Origin of the sequence: Microbacterium sp. 2216-1, assembly GCF_046507855.1 — a bacterium.
Lineage (GTDB): Bacteria > Actinomycetota > Actinomycetes > Actinomycetales > Microbacteriaceae > Microbacterium > Microbacterium esteraromaticum_C.
Genome location: NZ_JBKFTM010000002.1, coordinates 66,843 through 93,783 on the forward strand (window position 1 = coordinate 66,843; position 26,941 = coordinate 93,783).

Genomic DNA, 26,941 nt, shown 5'->3' on the forward strand with positions numbered 1-26,941 from the left:
ATGTTCCGGCCCGACGTCATTGCCGCGTACACCGCCCGAGTCGCCGTCACCGCGATCGGGCTCACAATGCGGCTGCTGCCCCGCCGCAACAAGGTGACCCTGCTGTCGCGACAGAGCAATACGCCTTCGCTCGACTATCGGATGCTGCACGATGCGATCCGCAGTGAAGCACCCGACGTCGAGGTTGTGGTCATCGCGCGAATGGTTCCCCCTGGCCTGATCGGCAAGGTCGGCTATGCGCTACACCTGGTCCGCGAGATCTACCACGCCGAGACCTCTCGCGTGCTCGTGATCGACGGATACTCCATCGTTGCCTCGGTATTGCCGCACTCACCAGGACTGTCCGTGGTGCAAACATGGCACGCGCTGGGCGCGTTGAAGAAGTTCGGGCTGAGCGTGCTCGGCCGCCCCGGCGGTCGCGACCCGAAACTGGCCGCAGCGATGCGGATGCACGCAGGGTACGACCTGATTGTCGCCAGCGCTGAGCGCTGCCGTGCGCCTTTCGCAGACGCCTTCGGCACCTCGATCGACCGGGTGGTCGTCGCACCGTTGCCTCGGGTGGATCGACTCACCGACCCGAGCGAGCGCACCTTGGCGCGCGACCGCTTCCTGCAGTTGTACCCACAGCTGGCAGGAAAGCCGATCGCGGTCTACGCCCCCACGTTCCGCACAGACGGCGAAGCGTCGGATCCGGTCGCACTGACGGGCGCGTTCGCAGACATCGGATATGCACTGGTCACCAAACTGCACCCGCTCGTGCCTGTGCCGACCGACCCCCGGCTGATTACCGCGCCGCACATGTCCACTCAGGACATGCTGCTCGTCGCCGATGTCTTCATCACCGACTACTCGTCGACCCTGTTCGAAGCAGCCGTCGCCGGGGTGCCGTGCTACCTGTTGGCCGAAGACCTGACCCGCTTCCACGACGATCGGGACTTCTATCTGTCCTACCCCGACGATCTCGGCATCCCCCTGGCCCACTCCGTCGAAGAACTCATACGGCTGATGGCCGCGCCAGGCTCGCCGATGCTTGCGCCGGGATTCGTCGACGTGGACGAGTCCGGCGGGGCGACGACCCGACTGGCCCAACTCGTGCTGTCGTTGCGCTGATTACCGCACCTCCCGCAGGCCCCGAGTGCTCACGGCCTACCTACTGTCTCAGCGGAACAGCGCTCTCGCCCGTCGGCGCAGGCCACGATAGACGCGACGCGGAAGAGCTGCCACACCCTTCCAGAGCGGTAGCGCTGAGCTGCCCTTGGGGTTCACCGGGCCGACGGACTCCCCCCGCTTGGCCTTGCCCCCGTTCTTCGCCCAGCTCGGCAGCAAGGGCTCAAGCTCTTGCCGCGCAGGGGCATTGCCGACGGATTGACGCATCCAACGCAGTCGCTCTTGAACCGCGATGGAAGTGCTGAGCACGAATTCTGCCCCGACACCCGGTGGCAGCGACGCCGCCGCAAGCCGTTCACGGTACCCCGCCGCCAACGCCGGATCATCAAGGGTATGCCGCAAGGTGTGCGACTCGAGGAACCGCACGTAGTTCGCCTGGTTGCGCGCCTGCGTGTCCGCGAACTTCGCCTCGTCGAACTCTTCATAGAGATCCGCAAAAGGCACGTGCGGGTCCGTGTCACGAAGAATCCGGTGCGGGATAGCGTGATACTCGCTCAGTTCACGGGTGCGCGAGTCAAACGCCAGAACATAGGCGGGCGTGCCCGCAATCAAAGAAGCGATCGCGCCATGAATGCGACTGCCGAGCAGGAAATCGTAGGGACTGAGGTGATCGAACCAACGCTCCGGGTCGACGAAGAAGCGCATGCGGTCCTCAGACACCAAGGAATGCGAGGGATCGATCGGCATCCCCGGGTGCTTCGGCTCTCCCGGATCGTCACCCCACATCAGCATGGCCAGATCCTGCCCATCCTGCGCAACGTAGGTCACGTCCGTGAACTCCTGCTGCGCCCTCGCAACCAACGTGGCCATCGTGCTGGTCGACTCTCCTCGGCGCGCCATTCGGGGAGTGACCGAGAGCGCCAGGCGGGAGTCCGCATCCAACGCGTCCGTGTTCTTCTTCACGACGACGGGGCGATCAGCCCGGTACATCGAGGGACACCCGATGACCTCGACATGTTCCGGACCGAAGCCCAGTTTGTCGAGCATCTGCTGCGTGCGAACGCCGCGAACACCAACGCTCGGTGATGCTGCCAGCGCCGCGCGCATGAACGCCGACGCGGACTCGCCGATGTTCTGCGGGATGTCGATCTCACCATCGTTGCTGGAGAACTGTCCTCCGATTCCTGCCACCGTAACCGGGATCGTGAGCCTACCGATGACGTCGGTCCACCTATCGAGGTACGGAAGGAATGCTCCACGGAACGCATTCGCGAAGGGCAGCACCACGTGGTCATACTCGTCGGAGATCCTCGCGGCGATGTCTTGCGGTGTCTGACCGCGCTCGACCCGAAAGAAGTCTGCCTCCAGCTCCGCATCCGGCGTCGCCAGTGCGCTGAACACCCCGGTGCTGAACACAGCGTTTCCAGAGTTTGTACCGATCACGTTCGCCGCGAGTGACGTCTCTGGTGTCACCGGAACCCACGGCTCCTTGCCAGCTCGAATCAGGATCCGTGTCACTGTTTGCGTTCCTTACTTCGTCGAGGTCAGCAGCCCAAGTCGTTCCAACAGACGACGCCCGGCGTAGCCATCGTCGAGGTCAGCGTACGTGGTTCGGAACGTCTCGCGCGCCTTAGCGTACTCGGCCCCTACTGTCTCGATGTCTCGGATCGCCTCGATAACCTCGCCCGTTTCTGAGAGCTGCGGCCCCGGGGCGGTCTCGTCGTAGGGCAGCAGCCCCGGCCGATGTCGGTGGTACAGGTCACGGTCCGGCACGAAGAACAGCATCGGCTTGTCGGTAAGCGCGTAGTCGAATCGCAACGACGAGTAATCGAGAATCGCCGCGTCAGAAGCCAGAATCAGATCGTTGATATCCGGGTACGCGCTCACATCGATCACGCTGTCGCCGACATCGAGCTTCTTGTCCGAGCGCACATTGAACGGATGGCCACGGAGCAGGATCCGCACCCCGGGCAGTTCGGCCACCAGCTGCTCCAGGTCCAGGAGCGCGGCGAACTCCGCGGTCATATCGTCCGCGGAGAGGTAGTCGCGGAACGTCGGCGCGTAGAGAACCACCTTCTCGTCCTCACCGATACCCAGGAGCTCGCGAGTCGTGTCACGCACGACTGCCCCCTCTTCCCGCACGAGAACATCGTTGCGCGGATAGCCGATCTCCAAGAACTCCGCGTCGGATCCCGCCGGTTCCACGAAGGCCCGGTCCAACAATGCCGTCGAATACGATGCCGGCGACACCACGAAGTCCCAATCCCTCGCCCGCGCGTCGAAGGCGGCGACCTGCCCGGCTGGGAAGTCTGCGAAGGCCCACCAGTCGTGGCCCATCAACTTGTACGGGTAACCATGGAAGGTCTCAATGATCACCTGGCCTGGATCCGTCTTTCGGTACCAAGGCAGCTGATGCACGTTGACCAGCATGTATTTGCACGTACGCAACTTCTCGTGCCACAGAGCAGACCGTTCAATGACGCGCACTCCGCCGTCCGGGATGGGCACCGAGTGGTCCACCACCGACCAGTAGACCGGAACCTCCAGCCCTTCCCTCCTGATGGCCTCGTGGATCCCCTTCGGGTTGCAGTTGGCCACCTCGCCATAGAGGCTCCGCACAATGAATGCGGGATCGGCGGCGGGGAGAGCGGCACTCTCGCTGCGCAACCGCTCCTGCTGGCGTCGTCCGCGTTCGTCGTATGCCAGCGGTGCGCTTAACTCGACGGAGGGAATGGACCGCATCCCGGACTGCCGCACCCTGAGACGCACCCTGTGGTCACCCGTGAGCACGTCGGTCGGCGCCACTCGCGCATACGACTCGCCAGGCCAGAGATCAGCACTGACGATCCGGCCGTCACGGACGACCCGAATCGCGTACTTGCCACTGGGCAATGCTGTTTCTTCCCGCCCCCAGACCGTGGTGTGCAACGGAATCCGTGCGGTGAGGGTGCCATCCTTCTGTGTCACCGAGACCGGATGCACGGTGGCCCGCGAGCCCACGAGTGCCAGTGTGTCTGCGCCCGCGGCGTCGACGGTCACCAGCAGAGAGTCGCCCTCCAGCCGCGCTTCCTTCAGCTCGCCCGGGGCCTGCGCCCTGAGACCCTCCAGTCGGGCGAGACGGAGCCCCGCGTCCGTCTCGATCGTGAGGGGGCGACCGCCGGCGGCCGCAGCGTAGGCGAATCGGCCACCACCGATCTTCGTCCATGCCGTCCGTCCGCCCTCCGGCTGGCCCCTTCGGTAGAGGGCATCCTCGTTGGTAATGCCATGCGACGTGAGCCGCGCCCGCACGATCCCCGACCCCGTTCGGGGCAGTCGCGAAACGTCGAGAGATGCACGGAACCCCCCTGCGCGGTAGTCGACGAACATATGGCCCGCGAACTCGTCGATTGCAGGGTCAGTGACCCTCTCGACGTCGAACTCGATGAGATCACCGGAGTCATGCGCGAGCCAGATCTTTGGCGCCGGGTCATCGCCTTCCGGCGAGATGCCGGCGAGGTAGGCCCATCCCTCGATGTGAAGCCGGTTCTGCTCGAATCGAACGGACTTCACCCCGCCGATCAGGTTCATCTGTTCGACGTGCACATCGAACACCTCCGCGTCCAGGTCGTAGCGCGGGTCGGTCCGGACCGGCATATCGAGAACCGGACGCCCGTTCTCCCACACGATCGGGTTGGAGTTGAAGTCGGTGCGGCCGGAGGCCAGGAATTCCAGCACGTCACTGCGGCCGTAGCCCAGCACAAGCGAGCAGATGATTCTGGTCCGCGGATCGAGGAGCCTTCGTCGGTGTTCCTCATCAGTCCGCGCCCAGAGTCGCGACAACGAGTCGTGGAACGCCGCATAGAACTCCTCGTCGGCGACGAGGAGTGCCGACGAGTAGAACATCAGGTTGATATCGAGCACCTGTATGGCACGGTTCTCGGCGGCTTCATGCCACCCGTGGCGCTCCATGATGTCTACGGACGCCAGACCCGCATCGATCTGAGCGGTGAGATTCGCCGGAGAAGTCGTCTGCTGAGAGATAGACGACGTATCCTCACGAATCCGCCAGTTGATCCCGACGTTCGGCAGAATATCGAAGCTCTGTGCCGCCGCGTACGCCAGGCTGGATACCGGCTGATCCTCATAGAGCACACCCACAGGAAAGCTCAGATTGGCACGACGGTAGAACTCACGGCGGTACACCTTCGACCATGCAACGGCGTTGACCTGAATGTCAGGACGTTGAGCGATCGTCGCGTTGCGCTGCGGCCTGCTGTGTGCGCGTCGAATCCACTCCGCCGCGGCGATCACTTTGTCGCCTCGAATCCGCTGGTAGCCGAAGACCGCGAAATCGGCGCGAGACTGCCGCAGGCTCGACACGGCGGTCGCGACCGTCGTGCGCATCACCACATCATCGGAGTCGATGAACATCAGGTACTCACCGTTGGCGAGCGTCGCTCCTGTGTTGCGAGCCGCGCTCAGTCCGGCGTTGCGTTGCCGCACGATGCGTACCCTCAGGTCGCGGCGGCGGTGCGCGCGCGCAACCTCGATGGACCGATCCTCAGAGCCATCATCGACAACGATGATCTGCAACCAGGGGTAGCTCTGCCCCCGAAGAGAGGTGAGGCACTCGTCGAGGTAGCGCTCGACGTTGTAGAACGGAACCACCACCGACACGACGCCGGGTGCAGACCCGAACCGCCACGCCCTCGCGTACAGGCCGGCGACCGCGCTCAGGACGGCCAGTAGCACTTTCCGCCCGGTCTTCCCGTACTTGGTCGTGGCCAACCTCTTGAGAATGCGATGGAACATCGTCCCCGCTCACCCCCGGTCATCCTTGGTGCCGCGACGCCGTAGTTCCTCGCGAGCACGCGTTATCGGGATGATGCTAGTCGAACGCGTCTGTCAGTTCTCTGGCCCCTCTGTCCTTGAGCCGAGCGATGCTCGGGCATCTCGATTGCGCCCCTTGCCGGTGGGCGCGATCGCCAGGGTAGGGTCTACGCATGTCAACACGCACTGTTGCAGTACTGCTCGCCGGAGGGGTCGGCGTCCGTGTGGGCCTGGGGATTCCGAAGCAACTGATCAAGATTGCTGGCAAGGCCATCGTCGAGCACACCCTCGATGTCATGAACGCCAGCCCCGCCATCGACGAGATCATCATCGTCATGAACGCCGGCGCGATCGATCAGCTTGAATCGCTCAAGGACCCGGAGCGTTTCCCCAAGCTGACTCGCATCATCCCGGGTGGCGATACCCGCAACGACTCGACGATGGCGGCGCTCGACGCACTCGGCGATGATCCCGACACCAAGGTGCTTTTCCACGACGCCGTCCGGCCATTCGTCAACGATCGGATCCTCGAGGACTGCGTCGATGCTCTCGATGACTACGACGCCGTCGACACAGCGATTCCTTCCGCCGACACGATCATTCAGGTCGATTCCGCCTCGCACATCACGGGTATCCCCAATCGCTCGACGCTCCGACGTGGGCAGACCCCGCAGGCGTTTCGACTCGGAACGATCCGCAAGGCGTACGAGCTGGCCAGCCACGACAAGACTTTCCACGCAACGGATGACTGCGGCGTCGTGTTCACCTATCTGCCGGATACGCCGATCTTCGTTGTCGACGGCACAGCCGAGAACATGAAGGTCACCGAGCCGATCGACGTGCACATCGCCGACAAGCTCTTCCAGTTGCAGGCAGCGAGCCTGACGGCAGACGACACTCTGCCCGACCTCACCGGCAAGGTGATCGTCGTGTTCGGCGGGAGCTATGGCATCGGCGAGAGCATCGTCGAACTCGCCGAGCAAGCTGGCGCCACCGTTCATCAGTTCAGCCGGTCAAGCACCCATACCGACGTGCGCTATCGCGCTGACATCAAGAAGTCGCTCAAACAGGCTCACGCCGAGTCGGGCCGTATCGACGCGGTCGTGTTGTCTGCAGGCGTTCTTCGCATGGGACCGCTGACCGCCACCAAGGTCAAGCACATCGAGTCGAGCATCGAAACGAACTTCCTCGCGCCGGTGATCGTCTCTCGCGCCGCACACAAGTATCTTGCTCAGACTGGTGGGCAGATGCTGCTCTTCACCTCGAGCTCGCACACCCGCGGGCGTGCGAACTACGGCATCTACTCGGCCAGCAAGGCTGCTGTGGTCAACCTGACCCAGGCATTGTCCGAGGAGTGGGCCGCAGACGGGGTGCGGATCAACTGCATCAACCCTCAACGCACCCACACCCCGATGCGGACGAACGCTTTCGGCGACGAGCCCGAAGGGAGCCTGCTCGACCCGCGGAGTGTTGCAGCGGTCAGCCTGCAGGTTCTCGACAGCGACCTGACCGGTCAGATCGTGAACGTTCGCGTCGAGCAGGTGACGGCGCAGCAGAGCGTCTAGCCACGCGCGAGCGGACCGCCGCACGTCAAGAGTGCGGCGGTCCGTTCGCGACCGTGCACCGTCGGTGGTTGTTGCTTGGCGCGCCTGACGACCGCACAGGACTGAAGTTTTCTGCGCGCATCGCTGCAATCTCAGTCACATTCTTTCACTCGAACCCTTGTTTCCGCTAACACGCCGTGGCATCCTCGAACCTGCCGGTACCCCAGGCCGGCAACTGATTCGAAGGAGAGCCAGAAATGAAGACCCCTCGTAGATGGGCCGGAGTGGGGCTGGGCGCAGCCCTAGTCGTCACAGGCCTGTCGCCGCTCGCAGCAGCTCCGGCGTTCAGCGCCGACGCCACCCCAGAAGGCATCACCCTCCGCACCGGCACCCTTGAGGTGCACGCCTCCGGCACGTTCCCCCAGGTCGTGCAGTACACCGATCGCGCCAGCGGCGCCGTCATGCACGGCAACAACGCAGCCCTCGCCGAGCTCGAGATCAACGGAACGGCGCAGCCGGTAGAAGTGCGCTCCAAGAAGATCGACGGCTCCACCGCCGAGTACGCCCTCACCCCGACGGCGCTCGACGGCGTCGAGTTCACTGCGCGGCTCAGCGTCAAGAAGAACGTCGTCACGCTCGCGTTCACCGAGATCATCGACCCCGACAAGAAGGTCGCCACACTGCGCATCCCCGGGCACGATCTCGTCACCGTGTCATCAGCGCAGCCGGGCGCGCACATCGCCACGGCCGACCTCTCGGTCGACCGCGCGGTCTCCGGCGACAAGTTCCTGCCCATCACCGCCGACACCGCCCTCGACGCCAAACCGGTCTCAACAAATACTGTTATCGCTAACACGTCCGAGTTGGCTGCGGCCTTCACGACCAACGCGATGTACGACGACTCGTCGGGCCCCGCGCACAAGGACTCCGGCAACTTCTGGCGCCAGATCGTCAAGGACGGCGACGACGTCGAGGTCGGCGTCTCGAGCGGCCAGTGGCTGTACCGAGCCAAGGGCGCCCCCGAGACCGAGGAACTGCCCTGGGTCAAGGTGGCCATCACCCCCGATGCCAACGGCGATGGCACCGTCGACTGGCAAGACGGTGCCATCGCGCTGCGCGACCTGCGCGTCGCCCCGTTCAAGGGCGATCAGACGCCCAACAACGTCATCACGCACATCCCGTTCAACTTCGCCTCACAGGCCACCCACCCGTTCCTGCGCACGCTCGACGACGTCAAGCGCATCGCGCAGAACACCGACGGGCTCGGTCAGGTCGCACTGCTGAAGGGGTACACCAGCGAAGGCCATGACTCGGCGAACACCGACTACGGCGACAACTTCAATGAGCGCGCCGGCGGCCTCGACGACCTCAACAAGGCGCTGAAGGCCGGCGAGAAGTGGAACGCCTCATTCGGGGTGCACATCAACGCGACAGAGATCTACCCAGAAGCGAACTCGTTCAGCGACGAGATCATGGACCCCCGGGCACCGGGCTGGAACTGGCTCGACCAGTCGTACTACATCGACCAGCGCTACGACACCAACGAGGGCCTGCTCGACCAGCGCATCAGCGAACTGGCCGACGCCACTCACGACAACCTCGACATGGTCTACGTCGACGTCTACTACAAGTACGGGTGGCTGGCGAAGAAGATCCAGGAATCCCTCATCGACAACGACTTCCGCGTGGCGTCCGAGTGGGCCGACAAGCTCGCGGCGAACAACACCTGGTCGCACTGGGCTACCGACGAGAAGTACGGCGGCTCGACCAACAAGGGCGTCAACTCGCAGATCCTGCGGTTCGTGAACAACACGCAGTCCGACACCTGGAACCCCGACCCCCGTCTGGGCACCGCTCACATCATCGAGTTCGAGGGGTGGACCGGTCAGAACGACTTCAACGCCTTCCTCGAGAACGTCTGGACGGCCAACGTGCCGGCGAAGTTCGTGCAGCACCACGAGATCATGCGCTGGACCGACGATGCGATCGACCTCGCCGGCGATGTGCGGATCACGGGCACGACGGCATCCGATCGCTCGATCACCGTCGACGGCGATGAGGTGCTGCGCGGCGACACCTACCTGCTGCCGTGGTCGTCGAAGCCCGGCCAGAAGGTCGACAAGATGTACCACTACAACCCTGCCGGCGGTGAGACCACCTGGACCCTCACCGACACCTTCGCGAAGAACCGCTCGCTGCAGCTGTTCGCGCTGGGCGACGGCGGCCGCACCAAGGTCGCCGACGTCGCGGTGGTCGACGGTGCCGTCACCATCGATGCCGAGGCCGGCCAGCCCTACGTGCTCGTCGGGGGAAAGAAGGGCGACTCCGGCAGCGCTCTGCCGAAGAAGGTGGCCTTCGGTGAAGGCACCACCATCACCGACCCTGGTTTCAACCTCACCGACCTCGATGCCTGGAACCCTCGTGGCACCGTGAGCATCGATCGCGATGCCAAGGGCCGCCGTGCGGCGCTGTTCGGCGAGGGGGCGTCGTCGATCTCGCAGCGTCTCGACAAGCTGCCCGCCGGCGAGTACACCGCCAGCGCCTGGGTCGGCATCGACAAGGACAAGACGCGCGAGGTCACGCTCGGCATCGACGTGCCGAAGGGGTCGGATGCCACCGTCACGATCGACTCGTCGAAGGCGGTCAACTATCTGGCATCCGACGAGTGGCACGGCACGACCCTGCAACGACTGAAGGTGCACTTCACCGTGCCCGCTCAGGGCAACGGCAAGACGACGCTGACGATCGCCGCCGGCGACGGCGACGCGCCGGTGCGCGTCGACGACGTGCGCATCATCGAGGCGAAGGCACCGACGCTGGGCGACGACGTGATCGCCCGCGAGGACTTCGAAGACACGGATGCCGGATGGGGGCCGTTCTTCAAGGGCAGCGCCGGAGGCACCAATGACCCGCGTACTCACATCGCCAAGCGCAACGACTACACGCAGAAGGGGTGGAACGGTCGCAAGATCGATAACATCCTGAACGGCGAGTACTCGCTGATGGCCCACCAGGAGAACCGCGGGCTCGTCTACCGCACGTCTGACTACTCGGTGCCGTTCGAGCCCGGGCAGCGCTACCGCGTCTCGTTCGACTACCAGTCGACCGACGCCGGCCAGTACGCCTGGGTCACCGGCTACGACTCGTCGACCGGACCGCGCATCACCGCGAGCACCGAGTTCGGTGCCGTGCACGAGACCACACGGTTCGAGCAGATCGTGGATGCCAGCGCCTGCGGCGACACGTTCGTGGGCTTGAACCGCATCGGCGGCGGCGCGGCTGACCTGATCGTCGATGACTTCACCGTCGAGCGCCTCGGGGCATCCGAGGCGGTCCCCGCGTGCGCGCAGCTGAGTGGTGCATTGGGTGCCGACGTGATCCAGCAGGGCACGTCAACCGAGTTCACGACCACGTTCACCTCTGACGAGGGCTCGGCGATCGAGAATGTCGAGGTCGCGCTGACCCTGCCCGAGGGATGGACGGCCAAAGCTGTGACCTCGGCGACCGCTGGCTCGATCGATCCGAAGGGCACGCTGGTGACCCGCTGGAGCATCACCGCACCGGCCGACGTCGACGGCTCGTACGACATCGGCGCCACGGCCACGTACACCACCACCGTCGATCCCGTCGGCGAGCGCGAGGTGACCAACGTGACGAAGGTGAAGACGCTGCCGAAGGCACCCACGACCACCGTGTTCGCCAGCGACCACGACTGGGTGACGGCCAGCAATGGCTGGGGCCCCGTCGAGCGCGATATGTCGAACGGGCCGCAGGGCGCGGGCGACGGCACGCCGCTGACGCTGAACGGCGTCGTGTACGAGAAGGGGCTGGGCGCGCACGCCCCTAGCACCATCAAGTACTTCCTCGGCGGGCAGTGCAGCACCTTCACGGCCGACGTCGGCATCGACGACGCACAGGCGTCCCGAGGAACGGTGATCTTCTCGGTGAAGGTCGACGGCGAGACCGTCGTCACCTCGCCGCTGCAGACGGCCACCAGCGAGACGTTCGCCCTCACCGCCGATGTGAGCGGTGGCCAGTTCGTCGAGCTGATCGCCGACACCACGCCCGACGGCAACGGCAACGACCACGCCGACTGGGCCGACGCGAAGTTCACCTGCGGCTGATCCGTTGAGTAGACCCGCTGCGGGGTCGGAGACACGCCTTCTCGGTTACGGGAGGACGAGTTTCCGGCCCCGCAGTGCCGTATGCGCTTGTGCGCGCGTGCCCTTGTGCCTGCGCGCGTCGCTACGCCGGCGAACCGCCGAATGCTCTGTCAACGGCCGTGACCGCCTCTGCTGAGAACAGCGCAGGCCCCGTCGTGGCCAGCACGACGACCGTCGCGACCGCGGCGATGAGCAACACCACGAGAAGCACGAAGATCGCGACCGTCAGGCCGCGGTAGCCGCCCGAGGCGGCACCGGCGGCGGGCGGCACCACGGCCGGGTCGCGCGGAATGGGAGCCGGTTCGGGCAGCGTGTCCACGCTCGGCAGCCCCCGGCGTGAGGCCCGCGTCGTCGGCGCATCGTCGGCGCCGCCCGGTTCCGGTGGGATCACCGGTTCCTGCAGAGCGGATGCCGGAAGCACCGGCTCGGGAATGTCGAGCGCCGGCACCGTGGGCGGCGGGATCTCAGCATCCGCGATCACGACGTCAGAGACGTCGCCCTCGGTCAGCGCCGGTGCGTCGGCGAGCGCAGCGGCCTCGCTGATGGCATCCGCCGCCGCCTGCTCGGGCGACTCCGCCCCTGTCTCGGGCGACGCGGGCCGGGTCGCCTCTTCGTTCTCGCCGTTGACAGGGTCTGACATGTCAGCCTCCGATCGCTCCCGCATCGGTCGTGCTCACATCGGTGCGGTGGAAATTCTGGAATGCGCGGGATGCCGTGGGGCCGCGCTGCCCCTGGTAGCGATTGCCGTACGGCCCCGAGCCGTAGGCGTTCTCTGCCGGCGAGGTGAGCCGGAAGAAGCAGAACTGGCCGATCTTCATGCCCGGCCAGAGTTTGATCGGCAGGGTGGCGACGTTGGCGAGTTCCAGCGTGACGTGCCCGGTGAAGCCGGGGTCGACGAATCCCGCGGTCGAGTGCGTGATCAGCCCGAGGCGGCCGAGCGACGACTTGCCCTCCAGGCGGGCCGCCACATCGTTGGGGAGGGTGACCTGCTCGAACGTCGCGCCGAGCGCGAACTCACCCGGGTGCAGGATGAACGGCTCGCCGGGGTCGACCTCGATCAGGCGCGTGAGCTCGGGCTGGTCGACCGACGGATCGATGAACGGGTACTTGTGGTTGTCGAAGAGACGGAAGTACCGGTCGAGGCGCACATCGACACTCGATGGCTGCACCATCTCGTCGTCGAACGGCGAGAGCCCGATGCGGCCCGATTCGAGTTCTGCCTTGATGTCGCGGTCGCTGAGAAGCACGCTTTCAGGGTAACGCGCCGAGAGGCCCCGCACCGGGAGATCACAGAGCCCGCCGTGGCGACCACGACGGGCTCTGCACTGTCAGGCAGGCGTCAGGCGTCTCGACCGCGCAGCACGGCCCAACCGCCCAGCAGCGCAGCCGCTGACCATCCGGTGAGCGTCAGCCACGCCTCACCGCGGCTCAGCCCCCATTCCTCCGAGGGCATCACGGCGCTCTGCACCGCGTTCGAGGGCAGGTAGTCGCCGAGGGTCTGGATCCACGTGACGTCAGAGGCGAAGCCCATCAGCAGAGTCACGATGATCGGCAGCACGAACAGGATGCCGACGGTCACCGCGATCGCTCCCGCGCCCGAGCGCAGCACGAAGCCGAGACCGACGCCGAGAATGGCGAACAGCGCCATCGTTCCCGCCGCCGAGACGATCGGCAGGATCGACTGCTCGGGTTCGTTCCAGGCGATGCCCAGGTCGTTGGCGACGGCCAGCGGGGTGATCGCGATCGCCGTGATCAGCATGATCACCAGCGCCACCACGAACATGAACGCCGCCAGCACCGCGGCCTTCGCTGCGAGCACCGACCCGCGCACCGGGTTCGCGGTGAGCGTCGAGCGGATCATGCCGGTCGAGTACTCGCCGGTCACCGAGATCACGCCGAGGATCCCGGCCAGCAGCATGGTGAACTGCACGGGGGCGACGACGGCCATCATCACGTCGGCCGGCGCCGACAGCGTCGAGGTGATCGCGAAGGCGAGCCCCACGTTCAGCACGGCGACGATCGCGACCGACCACCAGGTGCCGCGCACGGTCAGCAGCTTGAGCAGTTCGCTGCGCACCTGGTGCGCGAAGGTCACCCGGTACGCACTGGTGCGGGTGCGCACGGCACCGGCCTGGATCGCGGTCATGCGAGGGCCTCCTCGAGCTGGGCACCATCCTGCGGGACGGCACGGGTGCGGTACTCGACCGAATCGCCGGTGAGGGCGAGGTAGGCGTCTTCGAGCGAACCGCTGGTGGGGGTGAGTTCATGGATGGCGATGCCGCGCTCGGCGGCGAGGTCGCCGATGCGCGAAGCCGGCAGGCCGCTGACGTCGAGCGTGAAGCGATCGGCGGCGACGATCTCGACGTCAGGTGCGGCGAGCACGTCGGCGAGTTCGGATGCCCGAGGGCTGCGCACGAGCACGCGGGCGGTGGTCCACGCGCGCACCAGTTCAGGCAGTGGGGCATCGGCGAGCACCTTGCCGCGACCGAGCACGATCACATGATCGGCGGTCTGCGACATCTCGCTCATGAGGTGACTGGAGAGCAGCACAGTGCGACCCTCGGATGCTGCGTGCCGTACGAACTGACGCACCCAGCGCACGCCTTCGGGGTCGAGGCCGTTGACCGGCTCATCGAGGATCAGCGTGTGCGGGTCGCCGAGCAGTGCGGCGGCGATGCCGAGGCGCTGCCCCATACCCAGCGAGAATCCGCCGGCGCGCTTTCCCGCCACCGAACCGAGGCCGGTGATCTCGATCACCTCGTCGACGCGCGACGCGGGGATGCCATGGGTGGCGGCCATCGCCTTGAGGTGGTTGCGGGCGCTGCGGCCGGTGTGCACCGCCTTCGCGTCGAGCAGCACGCCCACCTCGGTGAGCGGCGCGCCCAGCTTGGCGTAGTCCTTGCCGTCGATGGTGACGCGCCCCGAGGTCGGCCGATCGAGCCCGACGATCATGCGCATGGTGGTCGACTTGCCGGCGCCGTTGGGGCCGAGAAAGCCGGTGACACTGCCCGGTCGCACCGTGAACGACACGTTGTCGACGGCGAGCTTGTCACCGTAGCGCTTGCTGAGACCTTCTGCTGTGATCATGCCTTCGACGCTATTCGGCGGGGCGCCGGCGCCGCGTCGTCCCACAGGATGACATCGGTCCGTGCGGCGTACTCCGCACGTCGGATGCTGCCCGTGGGGGCTGTGGGGTGCGGGCGCGGGTGCCGGGGCGGTGCTGGCGCAGCGCAACTTCGGAGATCTGCAGAATCTCGGAGAGCCGTGCCCGGTTCTGCTCCGACGTTGTGCAGATCTCCGAGCGACGGATGCCAACATCCCCGCGCTCATCGCGCTCCGCGCGGGTTTGTTATGCTTGCCAAGCGCCGAACGGCGTACGGGGCTGTAGTTCAATGGTAGAACTTCTGCTTCCCAAGCAGACAGCGCGGGTTCGATTCCCGTCAGCCCCTCCAACCACCGAATAGGCTCTGATCCATGCCAGGATCACGACACGATCATCCGTTCCTCAAGGCGCATCGGGCGCTGCAGCCGGGGTTCGGCACCGAGGCCGCCGTGTACGGCACGATCCTGGTCAGCGGCCTGATCGCCGTCTCATCGGCGCACGGCGAGACCTCGGGTGTGGTGCTGATCACGGTCGGGGTCACGGTGCTGGTGTTCTGGGCCGCGCATGTTTATGCCGGAACCGTCGCCCGCATGGGCGAGGAGACCGAGAACGGCCACGTCGGTGTGCGCGCGGCGCTGACCCGCTCGCTGGCTCACTCGTTCGGAATGCTCACGTCAGCATCCGTCCCCGCACTGATCCTGCTTCTCGGCACCACACGGGTGATCCCCGACGACGCTGCCAACGAGGTGGCCTTGTGGTCGGGCACCGTGATCCTCGCGTTCCTGGGGTACGTGGCGTTCCTGCGCCGCGGCAACGGGATGCTGATGCGCCTGCTCGGCGCGCTGATGACCGCATCGTTCGGCATCGTCTTCATCGCTTTGAAGGCTTTCGTCCACTGATCCGCAAGGAGCCCCATGACCATCGAGCTGCTCGACACCTACTGGCGCCGGGTGCGCGCCGAGGTCCCGAACCTGCCCGCCGCCGTCCCCGAGGCCTGGGCGTTCGGCGCGACCCCCGAGCATGCCGACTCGCTGCTCGACCTTGTGCTCTCGGGCATCAAGACCGGAACAGCGTCGTCGGTGTGGGACTACGAGGCCGCCGGGGATCGGATGCCCGAAGCCGGCGATCTGAGTGTGATCCTCGACAGCGCCGGTGAACCGCAGGCCGTGATCCGCACGACGAGGGTAGATGTCGTGCCATTCGGCGAGGTCACTGCCGAGCACGCACACGCCGAGGGTGAGGGCGACCTCTCGCTGGCCGCCTGGCGCGAGATCCACGAGCGTTTCTGGCGCAATCACTCCGAGAGCCCGCGGGGCTGGGAGCCCGATATGCCGGTGCTCTGCGAGCGGTTCGAGCTCGTGCATCCGCTCCCCGACGCAACAGACGCGAACGCATGAGCGCGCTGCTGTCGACCAACCTCATCTGGCTGGTCTCGCTGCTCGCAGCGTTCACGATCAACATCGTCGCCCTGATCTACATCCCGCGCGAACGCAAGCCCACCGCCGCGATGGCCTGGCTGTTGCTGATCTTCCTCGTGCCCTACGTCGGTATCGCGTTGTACCTGCTGATCGGCAACTTCCGGTTGCCGAAGAAGCGCCGCGGCGAGCGCGGCCGCCTGACCGCCGTGCTCGGCGAGACGGATGCGGGCATCCACCCCGACGATCCCCGCTGGTTCCAGCGCGTCGTCGAACAGAACCACGGGCTCACCGGCATCGCCGAAGTCGATGGGTCATCGCTCGCGCTCATCGACGACTACCAGGGGTCGATCGATGCGATGGCCGCGGCGATCGATCGGGCCGAGCGCTACGTGCATGTGGCGTTCTACATCACGGCGTGGGATGACACCACGCGCCCGTTCTTCACCGCGATGGAGAACGCCGTGAAGCGCGGCGTGACCGTGCGGTTGCTCGCCGATCACATCGCCTCGCGCAAGATCCCCGGCGCGGCCGAGACCTTCGCCGAGCTCGATCAGATCGGCGTGGCCTGGTCGTGGATGCTGCCGGTGCGGCCGCTGAAGGGCGAGTACCAGCGCCCGGATCTGCGCAACCACCGCAAGCTCGTCGTGATCGACGGAATCGTCGCTTTCGTGGGCTCGCAGAACCTCATCTCGCGCGACTACAACGCGCCCAAGAACATCAAGCGCGGCCTGAAGTGGCATGAGTTGATCGCGCGCGTCGATGGCCCTGCCGTCGCCCAGGTGGATGCTGTCTTCCACGCCGACTGGAAGATCGAGACCGGCGAGAATCTCGACGGCGAGCATGTACCGGCATCCGACATCGCGCGGGCAGGCGACCTGCGCTGCCAGCTCGTGCCGAGCGGTCCCACGTTCGACACCGAGAACAACCTACGCCTGTTCCTGTCACTGATCCATGGCGCGACCGAGCGCGTGATCCTCACGAGCCCGTACTTCGTGCCCGATGAGGCGATGATCTACGCCATCACCACGGCATGCCAGCGCGGTCTGGACGTGCAGCTGTTCGTCTCGGAGCTCGGCGACCAGGGGCTGGTCTACCACGCGCAGCGGTCGTACTACGAGACCCTGCTGCGCGCCGGGGTGCGCATCTTCTTGTACCCGGCGCCATACATCCTGCACGCCAAGCACTTCTCGATCGACGATGACATCGCGGTGATCGGATCGAGCAATATGGACATCCGCTCGTTCAGCCTCAACGCCGAGCTGTCGCTGCTGGTGCGGGGCGAGTCGTTCGTCGCGCAGATGCGCGAGATCGAAGCGAAGTACCGCGAGGCTGGCCGTGAGCTCACGCTCGAGGAGTGGCGGCGCGAGCCGGCGAAATCGACGTTCCTCGACGGGCTGGCCCGCTTGACGTCGGCACTGAACTGATCACCCGTCGCCGAGTCGCGACTCTCACCCGGCGGCGGTAAGCCAGGCGCGCGGCGCCGTGCCGATGCGCTGTGTGAACGCCCGGGTGAACGCGGACGGACTCGAGTACCCGAGGTCGATCGACACCGCGGTGATGGAGGCGCCCGAGAGCAGTCTGTCCTGTGCCACTGAGAGCCGCCAGTCGGTCAGGTAGTCGGCGGGGGTGCGCCCGACGATCTCTTTGAACCGGGCCGCGAAGGCACTGCGCGACATGTTCGCCTCGCGGGCCATCAGGTCGAGGTTCCATCCCCGTCCGGGGTCGGCGTGCAGCGCGATGAGCGTGGGGGCCAGTCGTTCGTCACCGAGCGCGGGCAGCAGCCCGGGCGGCAGCTGCAGGGCGTCGGTGTGATCGAGCATCCACCGCAGCACCTGGATGAGCACCACTTCGAACAGGCGATCGGCGACGACGGGGCGCCCGCAGCGCACGTTGTCGACTTCGACGAACAGCAGCTCCAACGCGGGGCGCAGCTCGGCGAGGTCATCGAGATCGATCACGATCACCGGCGGCAGCGTGCGCACGACGGGATGCGTCGCACCGCCGTCGAAGTCGAGTGTGGCGCAGGCGAAGTCCGATTCATCGGTCGGAGCATTGTAGAAGGAGTGCCGGATCGGGCGGGGGAAGAACAGCAGGCTCGGTCGCGTGATGTGGGTGCGGTGCACACTGCCATCGTCGTGGACCACCGTCATGTCGAGCTCGCCCCGCCGCAGCACGTGCAGAAAGCCCTGTCCGACGGACGAGAAGTCGGTGACACCGCACAGTGGGCCGCTGTGGAACAGACGCGTGCGTACGCGGAACCGCTCGAACAGCGGGGTCAGTCGGTCGATGGCGCCCATGCAGCCATTCTGTAGACGAATAGTCATGAAATCAAGACGATTCGAGACGCATCATCCAGTACTGGGCGCCAAGACTGGAGTCACGGAGCCACTCGGCTCCGAAGGCCACGACAAGGAGAACCCCATGCCGAACGTCACTCTCATCGCCCGCGAAGACGCCACCGGAGCCACCGCAGAACACCTCGACCAGATCGCCGGTGCGTTCGGAGCGGTCCCCGCCATGTTCCGCGCCGTCGCCAACTCGCCTTCCACCCTGGCCAGCATGTGGGGCGCCTTCGGCGCGTTCGGCGAGGGCTCGCTCGGCCCGCAGCTCAGCGAGCTGATCGCCGTTGCCGTCGCCGACCGCAACTCCTGCGGGTACTGCCTGGCCGCGCACACCGCACTCGGCCGCAAGGCCGGCCTGACGAGTGAGCAGCTCTCGGCCGCCCAGGGCGGCGAGTCCGACGACCCGCGCACCGCGGCTCTGCTGGCTTTCGCCCTGAAGCTCGTCGACGAGCGCGGCCAGACCTCGTCGGCCGACCTCGACGTGCTGCGCGAGCACGGCTGGACCGACGAGCAGATCGTCGAGACGATCGGACAGGTCGCCCTCAACATCTTCACGAACTACGTGAACATCTCGCTGGATGTGCCGGTCGACTTCGCGACCGTGCCGCTACGTCGCGCAGCGGCACCTGTGGCCTGAGCGGCATCGTCCCCTCAGTCCGACGGCACCGCGATGTCGGTGGCAGGCGGCAGGATTGCCCCATGCCCACCGACATCGCGGCCAGCCGCTCGGCCGACCGACCGCGGCACCGTCACAATAGAGAGGTGACGACTGCGCCTTCCCTCCACCCGGAGGACACCGCCGCGCTGCGCAAAGCGCGGGGCGCGTTCTTCACACCCGCGGCGATCACCGCGCACATCGCCGCGTGGGCGATCCGCGACGCATCGGATGCTGTCCTCGAGCCATCCGCCGGAGACGCGGCGTTCCTGGTGTCGGCCGTCGAGCGCCTGCGCTCGCTGGCATCCGATGGTTCCGCGCCGCGCGTCGACGGCGTCGAGATCCACGCGCACAGCGCCCACGTCGGTAGCGAGCGCGTACGCGCGGCGGGAGGCATCCCGCACATCACTGTGCAGGACTTCTTCCTGGTCGAGCCGACGCCGACGTACGACGCGGTGATCGGAAACCCGCCCTACATCCGATACCAGGACTTCTCGGGCGAAGCGCGCACGCGCTCCCGCGCCGCGGCGCTGCGCGCCGGCGTCTCGCTGACCGGCCTGGCGTCGAGCTGGGCGGCGTTCACGGTGCAGTCGGCACTGTTCCTCAAGCCCGGTGGTCGCCTGGGACTGGTGCTGCCCGCCGAACTGCTCTCGGTCAACTACGCCGCTCCCGTGCGCCGGTTCCTGTTCGAGAACTTCCGCTCGGTCGAGCTGATCCTCTTCGACGAGCAGGTCTTCCCCGAGGCTGAGGCCGACGTGGTGCTGCTGCTCGCCGACGGCTTCCGACAGGGCCCCACAGATCGCGGCCTGTTCCGTCAGACCCGCAATGCCGCGACTCTCGACGCGCTCCCCGCGGGCACCACCTGGGCGCCTCTGACTCCCGATGCCAAGTGGACCGGCAGCATCGTCGACCCCAATGCCGTCGAACCCCTGCGTACGCTGCGCGCCGAAGGGCACTTCACCGACCTCGAGGCCTGGGGTGACACGACGCTCGGCATCGTGACCGGCAACAACCGCTACTTCACCCTCTCGCCCGAGCGGGCCAAGCGGCTGGGCCTTGACCGCAGCGAACTGCTGCGCCTCTCCCCTCCCGGCAGCGCGCACCTGCGTGGCCTCGCGCTGACGGCGAAGGCATGGCATCAGTTGGGCGCCGCCGAGAAATCGACCCTGCTGTTCTCGCCGCGCGCGAAGCCGTCGCGCGCCGCTCAGGACTACATCCGCTATGGCGAGGCCACCGGCGTCGACACGGCCTACAAGTGCCGGGTGCGCAAAGAGTGGCACCGCGTGCCCCTCGTCAAGCCGGCCGACCTGCTGCTGACGTACATGAACGCCGATACCCCGCGGCTGACGACCAACGCGGCCCGCGCGCACCATCTCAACTCGGTGCACGGCGTGTATCTCAAGCCCGAGCTGCGCGATGCCGGCGCCGACCTGCTGCCGCTGGCGAGCCTCAACTCGGTCACGCTGCTCAACGCCGAGATGGTCGGCCGCGCCTACGGCGGCGGCATCCTCAAGATCGAACCCCGTGAGGCCGACCGGTGGGCGATGCCCACCCCGGCGCTGATCGCCGAGCACGCCGACCGGTTGCGGGCGGCGAAGCCGCAGGTGGCGCGGATGCTGCGCTCTGGCCGCCTGCACGATGCCGTCGCCGTGGTCGACGAGGTGCTGCTGCGCTCATCGGGCCGCACGTCGGAGTCCGAGCTGCTCGCGATCCGTGCCGCCCATGCCGAACTCACCCGCCGCCGAGTCACCAGGGGAGCCAGTGGCCGCTGAACCCACCGCGAAGAACAAGGCCTGGGCGCTGTTCGATCGGATCGTCGATGACGCCGCCCCGGGCGGAGAGCACAGCAACCCGTGGACGATGGGCGAGGACGGCGAGCTGCGCTACGTACCCGACTACGACACGCTTGCCCGACTACTGGGTGTGCCACTGCACCTGGGCGCGGCCTCTCGCACCGGCGTTCCCGCGCTCGCTCTCGACGTCTGGCTGAGTTACGAGCTGCGTCGCTCCGGGTTCGACGCGGATGCCACCTGGCCGCGAGCCACCAGCCCCCGCATCCTTCCGGCACCCGTGGCGAACCTGCTCAAGGCACTGCCCGGCAAGGAGCGCCGCGCGATCGGCGAGCGCCTCGCGGCTGCGTCGTCAGTGTCCGGCGTGACCTCGTCGAGTGCCAGCATCCTCGGCAAGAACTACTTCAAGCAGGTCGATGTCATCATGACCGACTGGGCCACCGGGCCCGAGTTGCTGATCTCGACCAAGCGCATGGACTCGTCGTACGGCAAGAACGCCGCCAACCGGGTCGAGGAGTCATACGGCGATGCGAAGAACCTGCGTCTGCGGCATCCGCTCGCAGCCCTCGGTTTCGTCTTCGCGTTGCGCGCCGACATCCTGCACAAAGAGCCCGACACGGCCGACTGGCTGATCGACCTGTTGCAGAAGCTCGGCCGTGAGGACGACGCGTACCACGCGACCTGCCTCGTGATGATCGACTACGACGACACTGTCGCGCCCACCGCCGTTGAAGCGGACGAAGAGCCCGAGAACCCTCTCGTCGCCGCGGGCCTCACCGAAGACCCGGATGCCGACGGCACCCCTGTCGATGCTGAGGCCGCAGAAATCACACGGGCGCTGAGCGCGCTGCCGCGAGTCACCATCCGCCACGATGCGATCCCCGCGCCGCTCACCCCGGCACGTTTCCTGGCCGAGATGGTCGCCCGGGTGCTCGACGCCGCGCCGGTCAACCTGCACAAAGAGGTCAGGCGACGCCGCCGCACGGCGCCGCCGATCGGCTGAAGCCTCGGCGATCGGCGGAGCGCTCAGGCGACCTCGTGACGCCTCGACGCACCTGCCCCCGCCTCACGCGAACAGGTCGTCGAACTCGTCGAGCCGCACTCGCGCGGTGGCCGCAGCCGCTCCACGCCTCGGCGCCGGATCGCCCTGCCCTGCCGCGCCGCCCGGGCCCCCCGCCCGACCGGCCGCGTCGCCCTCGGCTGTGTCGACCGTCTGCATCAGCGACCGGGCCTCAGCGGTGAGAAAGCGGCTCGGCTTCGCCACCACATGGCGGGCCAGGAACGACGTCGGATGCGTGGGCAACCGCGCCGGCGCGTACACATCGAGTGTGTCGCGCGCCCGAGTGAGCGCCACGTAGAACAGCCGCTGCTCCTCGGCCAGCCCCGATGACGACGACAACGCCATGTCTGACGGCATCGACCCATCGCACGAGCGGATCACGTGCACGGCGCTGAACTCGAGCCCCTTAGCCGAGTGGATGGTCGACAGCGTCACCCAGTCCTCATCGAGATGCGGCTTCTTCGCCCAATCCCCCGCGACGTTCGCCGGGTCGAGGGCCTGCTCACTCACGAACATCCGCAGATCAGACTGCCGCGCGGCCGCCTCAGCGATGCCGTCGACATCGGTCACCCGCCGCTGCCAGTCGGCGTAGTGCGCACGCAACAGCGGGTCGACGGCACCGCGGCAGGCCTCCACGAGCTCGGGCACGGTTGTCGTGGCATCCACCGCCCCCAGCAACGAAAGCGTCGTCGCCAGTCCCGTGCGCGCCTTGGCGGGTGCTGCGGCGACAGCATCCGCCGCGCGGTCGATACCACCATCGGCGAGGATCCCCGCCAGCGTGCGCGCCGACACTTTGCCGATGGCGCGATGACGGGTCAGCAGCCGATACCAGGAGACCTCGTCGGCGGGGTTGAGCACCACCCGGAATCCCGCCAGCAGATCGCGCACGTGCGAGGTCTCGAGGTACCCGATGCCACCGAACTTGTGGAACGGGATGCCCCGCACCTTCAGTTCGACCTCCAGTAGCGCGCTGTGCGATCCGGTGCGCATCAGCACGGCCTGTTCGCGCAGGGGCATGCCATCGGCGTGGGCCGCGAGAATCCGGTCGGCGACCGTGCGCGCCTCATCATCGGCATTGCGGCAGACGACGAGCGCCGGCGCGACGCCCGGATCCGCACGGTCAGCCCGCAGACGCAGCCCCAGATCACCGGGACGCACCTCGTTGTCCAGGTCGAGGATCGGTTGGGTCGAGCGGAAGTTGCGTTCCAACCGCACGACCGTCGCGTCATCGAAGCTCTCGGCGAGCCCCAACAGGTGCCCCGCGTTCGCCCCGCGGAACCCGTAGATCGCCTGCGCATCGTCACCGACCACCGTGAGCCCCCGCCCATCGGGGGCAAGGCCGCGCACGATGTCGACCTGCAGGCTGTTGACGTCTTGGTACTCGTCGACGAGCACCCAGTCCCATCGCGCGCGCAGGCGCGCTCCGACATCGGGGTCGCGCACCAGCGCCCGCCATGCGATGAGCAGGTCGTCGAAGTCGAGCAGGCCGCGCTCGCGCTTTCGGATGCTGTAGTGCCGCAGCAGAGCGAGCACCGCGTCGGCGTGCTCGAGCGCCCACGGGAACTGCTCGTCGATCACCTGCCGGGCCGGGGTACCGGTGTTGATCGCCCGCGAACCGATGTCGGCGATGGTGCGCGTGGTCGGCAGGCGCGTGGTCTGCCCGGCCGGCCCTGTGCCGTCGAGGCCGTGCTCGGAGCGCAGCAGATCGAGCAGATCGATCACGTCGTCGGGATCGAGCACCGTGACATCGGCCAGCCCCAGGTGCTGTGCGTGCTCGGCGACGATCCGGTGCGCCACCGCGTGGAAGGTGCCGCCGGCGATCCGCTGCGCCGCCTGCGCGTCGCCGCACATCGCCGCGGCGCGCGTGATCATCGACGCCGCCGCACGCCGCGTGAAGGTGAGCAGCAGCATCCGCTCGGGCGCCACCCCGGCCTGCAACAGGCGGGCCACGCGCGCGGTGAGCACGCGGGTCTTGCCGGTGCCCGCACCGGCCGCGATCACCAGCGGCCGGTCGCCGTGCTCGACGGCCTGCAGTTGAGCGGCGTCGAGTCCGGCGAGTGCATCGTTCTCTGTCACACCGGCGACGGTACCCGCGGGGTCAGACACTCAGCATTCGCCCCCGCCTCCAGCATCCGCCTCCGCTCGCGTCACCGAGAACAGGCTCGTTACCCGGAACAGGCCCATTTCCGCAGAATCAGCCTGTTCTCACGAACGAGCCTGTTCTCGTGCACGCACGCACGACAGGGCACACGGACCCCGCTCAATGCGTCGTCGTGACCCCGAGCGTGTCGTGCACGATGACCGCCGCGACCCGCGCCCCGGCACCGGCAGCGACCACGAGTTGTTGCGGGCCGGGGACGGCGATGTCGCCCGCGGCGTACAGCCCCGACCGGCTGGTGCGCCCCGACCGATCGACGATCAGATGCCCGTCCTCATCGATATCTGGCATCACCTCGCGCAGATAGGCGAGCTCGGCGTCCCACTGCGGCTGCACGAACCCTCCGTCGATCTCGTGGTCGCCGCCGTCGGCGACGCGGATGCCCGTGATCACGCCCCGTTCGCCGCGCAGCTCGACGATCGGCGAGCGCTCCACAGTGATCCCCTGCGCGATCAGCTCGGCTTCCTCATCGGGCCCGATCACCGCCGAACCGTGGGTGAACACCGTCAGCCGGGAGGTCCACCGCGCAATCAGCCGTGCCCTGGCGACGAGGTCGGCGCTCTCACCGATCAGCGCCAGACGCTTCTCGCGCAGGTCCCAGGCGTCACAGGCGACGCAGCTGAACAGGCTCACGCCATAGAACCCGCGCAGATTGGGCACATCGGGCAGCTGCTCGCGCAGTCCGGTCGCCAGCAGCACGGCCCGCGCGCGCACACCGTCGGTCGGTTCTCGGCGGCCGACCTCGGCGAGGAAACCGTCGGCGGCGGGTGCGATGCCGAACACCCGCTGCCGGGTGCGGATCACGACGTTCGGATAGCCCGCGAGCTCCTCACGTGCGAGCCGGCGCAGCTCGTGTGGCGAGACGCCGTCGCGGGTGAGGAAGCCGTGCGAAACCAGCGTGGCCGCGTTGCGGGGACGATCGGCGTCGATCAGCAGAACGCGCATGAGCGCACGCCCCAGGTTCAGAGCGGCCGATAGCCCGGCCGGGCCGCCACCGACGATCAGCACGTCGTACTCGGGATCAGTCATGGCCGCCCCCGCCTGCGGGCACGGGCAATGCTGCCACCAATGGGTGATCGAACGCGTACACGCCGACCTTCGCCGCGCCGCCCGGTGAGCCGATCTCGTTGAAGAACTCGACGTTCGCGGTGTAGTAATCGGACCACTCGTCGGGCACGTCATCCTCGTAGTAGATCGCCTCAACGGGGCAGACCGGCTCGCAGGCACCGCAGTCGACGCACTCGTCGGGATGGATGTACAGCGACCGCTCGCCCTCGTAGATGCAGTCCACCGGGCACTCATCGATGCACGCCCGGTCCTTCACATCCACACACGGCAGCGCGATCACGTACGTCATCGAACCAGCACCCCGTCGCGCGACACCGCCACCTGCTCGTCGCGCGGCACGACCTTGACCCGCTCGCGGGTGTGCACGTGAGATTCACCGAGCGCCCGCTCGTGCGCATCCAGCGCCAGCCATCCATCCCACGTCGTGTAGGCGGTCTCGCGCTCGTCGAGCAGGTCGAGCACGTCGCCCGCACGCCCCGACGCGGCCAGAGACCCAGCGTTGCCGAGCACGCCAGCGCCAGCATCCGCGATCAGGTTCGTGACGGTCTCGAGGGCATCCGACTTGGTGTGCCCGATCAGCCCCACCGGGCCCCGCTTGATCCAGCCGGTGGCGTACAGCCCCGGCTCGCCGACGACGCGACCGCCCTCATTCGGTACCACGCCGTGCGCCTCGTCGAACGGCGCACCGACCACTCGCGTGCCGTAATAGCCGACGGCACGGTAGACGGCCTGCACGTCGTATTCGCGCACCTCGCCGGTGCGTTCGAGCGCGCCGTCGGCGCCGGCGCGAGTGCGCTCGAATCGGATGCCCGAGACTCGCCCCTCCCCCTCGATCGCGACCGGAGCGTGCCAGAAGTGCAGGTGCAGCCGGCGCGATGCCGTGCCGGTCGGCCGTCCGCGCCAGCTGTTCAGGGTGCGCAGCATGACCTTCAGCTGGTTGTTCGGCGCATCCGCGGGGTCGACGCCCTCGAAGTCCTCGTCGTACAGCACGACGTCGACGCCGGGGACCTCGCCGAGTTCGCGCAGCTCGATCGGGGTGAACTTGATGCCGGCGGGACCACGGCGCCCGAACACGTGCACGTCGGTGACGGCCGAGGCCTCGAGCCCAGCGAGTACGTTGTCGGGAATCTCAGTACTGCGCAGATCCTCGGCATGCTTGGCGAGCACCCGCGCCACATCGAGGGCGACATTGCCATTGCCGATGACGGCCACCGAGCTCGCGTCCAGCGGCCAGGTGCGCGCAACATCGGGATGCCCGTCGAACCACGCAACGAAGTCGGCCGCGCCGTAGGAGCCGGGCAGGTCTACACCAGGCACGTCGAGTGCGGCGTCGCGGATCGCACCGGTGGCGAGGATGACCGCGTGGTAGCGCTCGCGCAACTCGTCGAGCGCGATGTCGCGGCCGACCTCGACGTTGCCGATGAAGCGGATCGTGCGGCGCGTGGCGCCCTCGATCTGGGCGTCGAGCATCTCGTGCAGCGAGTTCACGATGCCCTTGATGCGCGGGTGATCGGGCGCAACGCCGTACCGGATCAGGCCGTACGGGGCGGGTAGCGACTCGAACAGGTCGATCTCGACACCCTCGATCGGCCCCTGTGTCTGCCGTACGGCGTCGACCGCGGTGGCCAGCAGGTTGCCGGCGTAGATGCCGGCGGGGCCGGCGCCGACGATCGCGACGCGCAGGGTCAGAGGAGTGGAGGTCATGGTGTTGGCTTTCTGAAGAA

Annotated in this window: 20 protein-coding genes and 1 tRNA gene; 10 read left to right on the forward strand and 11 right to left on the reverse strand. The window is 67.1% G+C overall.

The genetic code is table 11. The annotated features are described in order from the left end of the window. Positions 1–1,110: a CDP-glycerol glycerophosphotransferase family protein gene (locus tag ACLD0U_RS08240; protein WP_410340320.1), complete on the forward strand. Its 1,110-nt coding sequence runs from the start codon at positions 1–3 to the stop codon at positions 1,108–1,110. A 48-nt stretch (positions 1,111–1,158) separates the two neighbouring features. On the opposite strand, the gene ACLD0U_RS08245 is transcribed toward ACLD0U_RS08240, so the two are convergent. Then, the gene (locus tag ACLD0U_RS08245) at positions 1,159–2,625 is read right to left on the reverse strand and encodes a polysaccharide pyruvyl transferase family protein (protein WP_410340321.1); all 1,467 of its coding nucleotides are present in this window, start codon (positions 2,623–2,625) and stop codon (positions 1,159–1,161) included. A gap of 12 nt (positions 2,626–2,637) precedes the next feature. Continuing rightward, positions 2,638–5,898, reverse strand: a complete 3,261-nt coding sequence (locus ACLD0U_RS08250; protein ID WP_410340322.1) for a CDP-glycerol glycerophosphotransferase family protein — start codon at positions 5,896–5,898, stop codon at positions 2,638–2,640. A gap of 191 nt (positions 5,899–6,089) precedes the next feature. Between ACLD0U_RS08250 and ACLD0U_RS08255 the strand changes: the two genes are divergently transcribed. Together ACLD0U_RS08255 and ACLD0U_RS08260 are read left to right on the forward strand one after the other, a co-directional pair. Next, positions 6,090–7,481: a bifunctional cytidylyltransferase/SDR family oxidoreductase gene (locus ACLD0U_RS08255; protein WP_224818139.1), complete on the forward strand. Its 1,392-nt coding sequence runs from the start codon at positions 6,090–6,092 to the stop codon at positions 7,479–7,481. Positions 7,482–7,717: 236 nt separating this feature from the next. Further along, complete coding sequence (locus ACLD0U_RS08260) at positions 7,718–11,584, forward strand: endo-alpha-N-acetylgalactosaminidase family protein (protein WP_410340323.1); 3,867 nt, start codon at positions 7,718–7,720, stop codon at positions 11,582–11,584. Positions 11,585–11,705: 121 nt separating this feature from the next. Here ACLD0U_RS08260 and ACLD0U_RS08265 read toward each other — a convergent pair whose 3' ends face one another. From ACLD0U_RS08265 to ACLD0U_RS08280, 4 genes are all read right to left on the reverse strand, one after another. Continuing rightward, a complete protein-coding gene (locus ACLD0U_RS08265) occupies positions 11,706–12,263 on the reverse strand; it encodes a hypothetical protein (RefSeq protein WP_410340324.1) in 558 nt (185 codons plus the stop codon). Between the two features lies 1 nt (position 12,264). After that, positions 12,265–12,870: a dCTP deaminase gene (dcd, locus tag ACLD0U_RS08270; protein ID WP_179409693.1), complete on the reverse strand. Its 606-nt coding sequence runs from the start codon at positions 12,868–12,870 to the stop codon at positions 12,265–12,267. Between the two features lie 92 nt (positions 12,871–12,962). Continuing rightward, complete coding sequence (locus ACLD0U_RS08275; protein WP_206821467.1) at positions 12,963–13,769, reverse strand: ABC transporter permease subunit; 807 nt, start codon at positions 13,767–13,769, stop codon at positions 12,963–12,965. Continuing rightward, positions 13,766–14,710: an ABC transporter ATP-binding protein gene (locus ACLD0U_RS08280; RefSeq protein WP_410340325.1), complete on the reverse strand. Its 945-nt coding sequence runs from the start codon at positions 14,708–14,710 to the stop codon at positions 13,766–13,768. Before ACLD0U_RS08280 ends, ACLD0U_RS08275 begins: the two co-directional genes overlap by 4 nt. A gap of 291 nt (positions 14,711–15,001) precedes the next feature. Between ACLD0U_RS08280 and ACLD0U_RS08285 the strand changes: the two genes are divergently transcribed. The 4 genes from ACLD0U_RS08285 to cls all read left to right on the forward strand — a co-directional run bounded on the left by ACLD0U_RS08285 (position 15,002) and on the right by cls (position 17,568). Continuing rightward, positions 15,002–15,075, forward strand: a tRNA-Gly gene (locus ACLD0U_RS08285). 22 nt (positions 15,076–15,097) lie between these two features. After that, the gene (locus ACLD0U_RS08290; protein WP_410340326.1) at positions 15,098–15,625 is read left to right on the forward strand and encodes a hypothetical protein; all 528 of its coding nucleotides are present in this window, start codon (positions 15,098–15,100) and stop codon (positions 15,623–15,625) included. 15 nt (positions 15,626–15,640) lie between these two features. After that, the gene (locus ACLD0U_RS08295; protein WP_410340327.1) at positions 15,641–16,123 is read left to right on the forward strand and encodes an ASCH domain-containing protein; all 483 of its coding nucleotides are present in this window, start codon (positions 15,641–15,643) and stop codon (positions 16,121–16,123) included. Then, positions 16,120–17,568 (forward strand): cardiolipin synthase, encoded by a 1,449-nt coding sequence (gene cls, locus ACLD0U_RS08300; RefSeq protein ID WP_410340328.1) that lies wholly within the window; start codon positions 16,120–16,122, stop codon positions 17,566–17,568. The genes ACLD0U_RS08295 and cls overlap by 4 nt, the downstream gene beginning before the upstream one ends. A 24-nt stretch (positions 17,569–17,592) precedes the next feature. Here the strand turns inward: cls and ACLD0U_RS08305 are convergent, their stop codons facing one another. After that, positions 17,593–18,441: an AraC family transcriptional regulator gene (locus ACLD0U_RS08305; protein ID WP_410340329.1), complete on the reverse strand. Its 849-nt coding sequence runs from the start codon at positions 18,439–18,441 to the stop codon at positions 17,593–17,595. 124 nt (positions 18,442–18,565) lie between these two features. Here ACLD0U_RS08305 and ACLD0U_RS08310 point away from each other — a divergent pair, with 124 nt between their 5' ends. From ACLD0U_RS08310 to ACLD0U_RS08320, 3 genes are all read left to right on the forward strand, one after another. Beyond that, complete coding sequence (locus ACLD0U_RS08310) at positions 18,566–19,123, forward strand: carboxymuconolactone decarboxylase family protein (protein WP_410340330.1); 558 nt, start codon at positions 18,566–18,568, stop codon at positions 19,121–19,123. A 62-nt stretch (positions 19,124–19,185) separates the two neighbouring features. Then, positions 19,186–20,913: an Eco57I restriction-modification methylase domain-containing protein gene (locus tag ACLD0U_RS08315; protein WP_410340331.1), complete on the forward strand. Its 1,728-nt coding sequence runs from the start codon at positions 19,186–19,188 to the stop codon at positions 20,911–20,913. Next, a complete protein-coding gene (locus ACLD0U_RS08320) occupies positions 20,903–21,934 on the forward strand; it encodes a hypothetical protein (protein WP_410340332.1) in 1,032 nt (343 codons plus the stop codon). Before ACLD0U_RS08315 ends, ACLD0U_RS08320 begins: the two co-directional genes overlap by 11 nt. 63 nt (positions 21,935–21,997) lie before the next feature. Here the strand turns inward: ACLD0U_RS08320 and ACLD0U_RS08325 are convergent, their stop codons facing one another. The 4 genes from ACLD0U_RS08325 to ACLD0U_RS08340 form a co-directional block, all read right to left on the reverse strand. Then, a complete protein-coding gene (locus ACLD0U_RS08325; protein ID WP_410340333.1) occupies positions 21,998–24,067 on the reverse strand; it encodes an ATP-dependent helicase in 2,070 nt (689 codons plus the stop codon). A 184-nt stretch (positions 24,068–24,251) separates the two neighbouring features. Then, positions 24,252–25,178, reverse strand: a complete 927-nt coding sequence (locus tag ACLD0U_RS08330; RefSeq protein ID WP_410340334.1) for an NAD(P)/FAD-dependent oxidoreductase — start codon at positions 25,176–25,178, stop codon at positions 24,252–24,254. Next, positions 25,171–25,506 carry a ferredoxin gene (gene fdxA / locus ACLD0U_RS08335; RefSeq protein ID WP_410340335.1) on the reverse strand — a complete coding sequence of 112 codons (336 nt, stop codon included), beginning with the start codon at positions 25,504–25,506 and terminating at the stop codon, positions 25,171–25,173. Before fdxA ends, ACLD0U_RS08330 begins: the two co-directional genes overlap by 8 nt. Next, positions 25,503–26,921, reverse strand: a complete 1,419-nt coding sequence (locus tag ACLD0U_RS08340) for an FAD-dependent oxidoreductase (RefSeq protein WP_410340336.1) — start codon at positions 26,919–26,921, stop codon at positions 25,503–25,505. Before ACLD0U_RS08340 ends, fdxA begins: the two co-directional genes overlap by 4 nt. Positions 26,922–26,941: the final 20 nt, after the last annotated feature.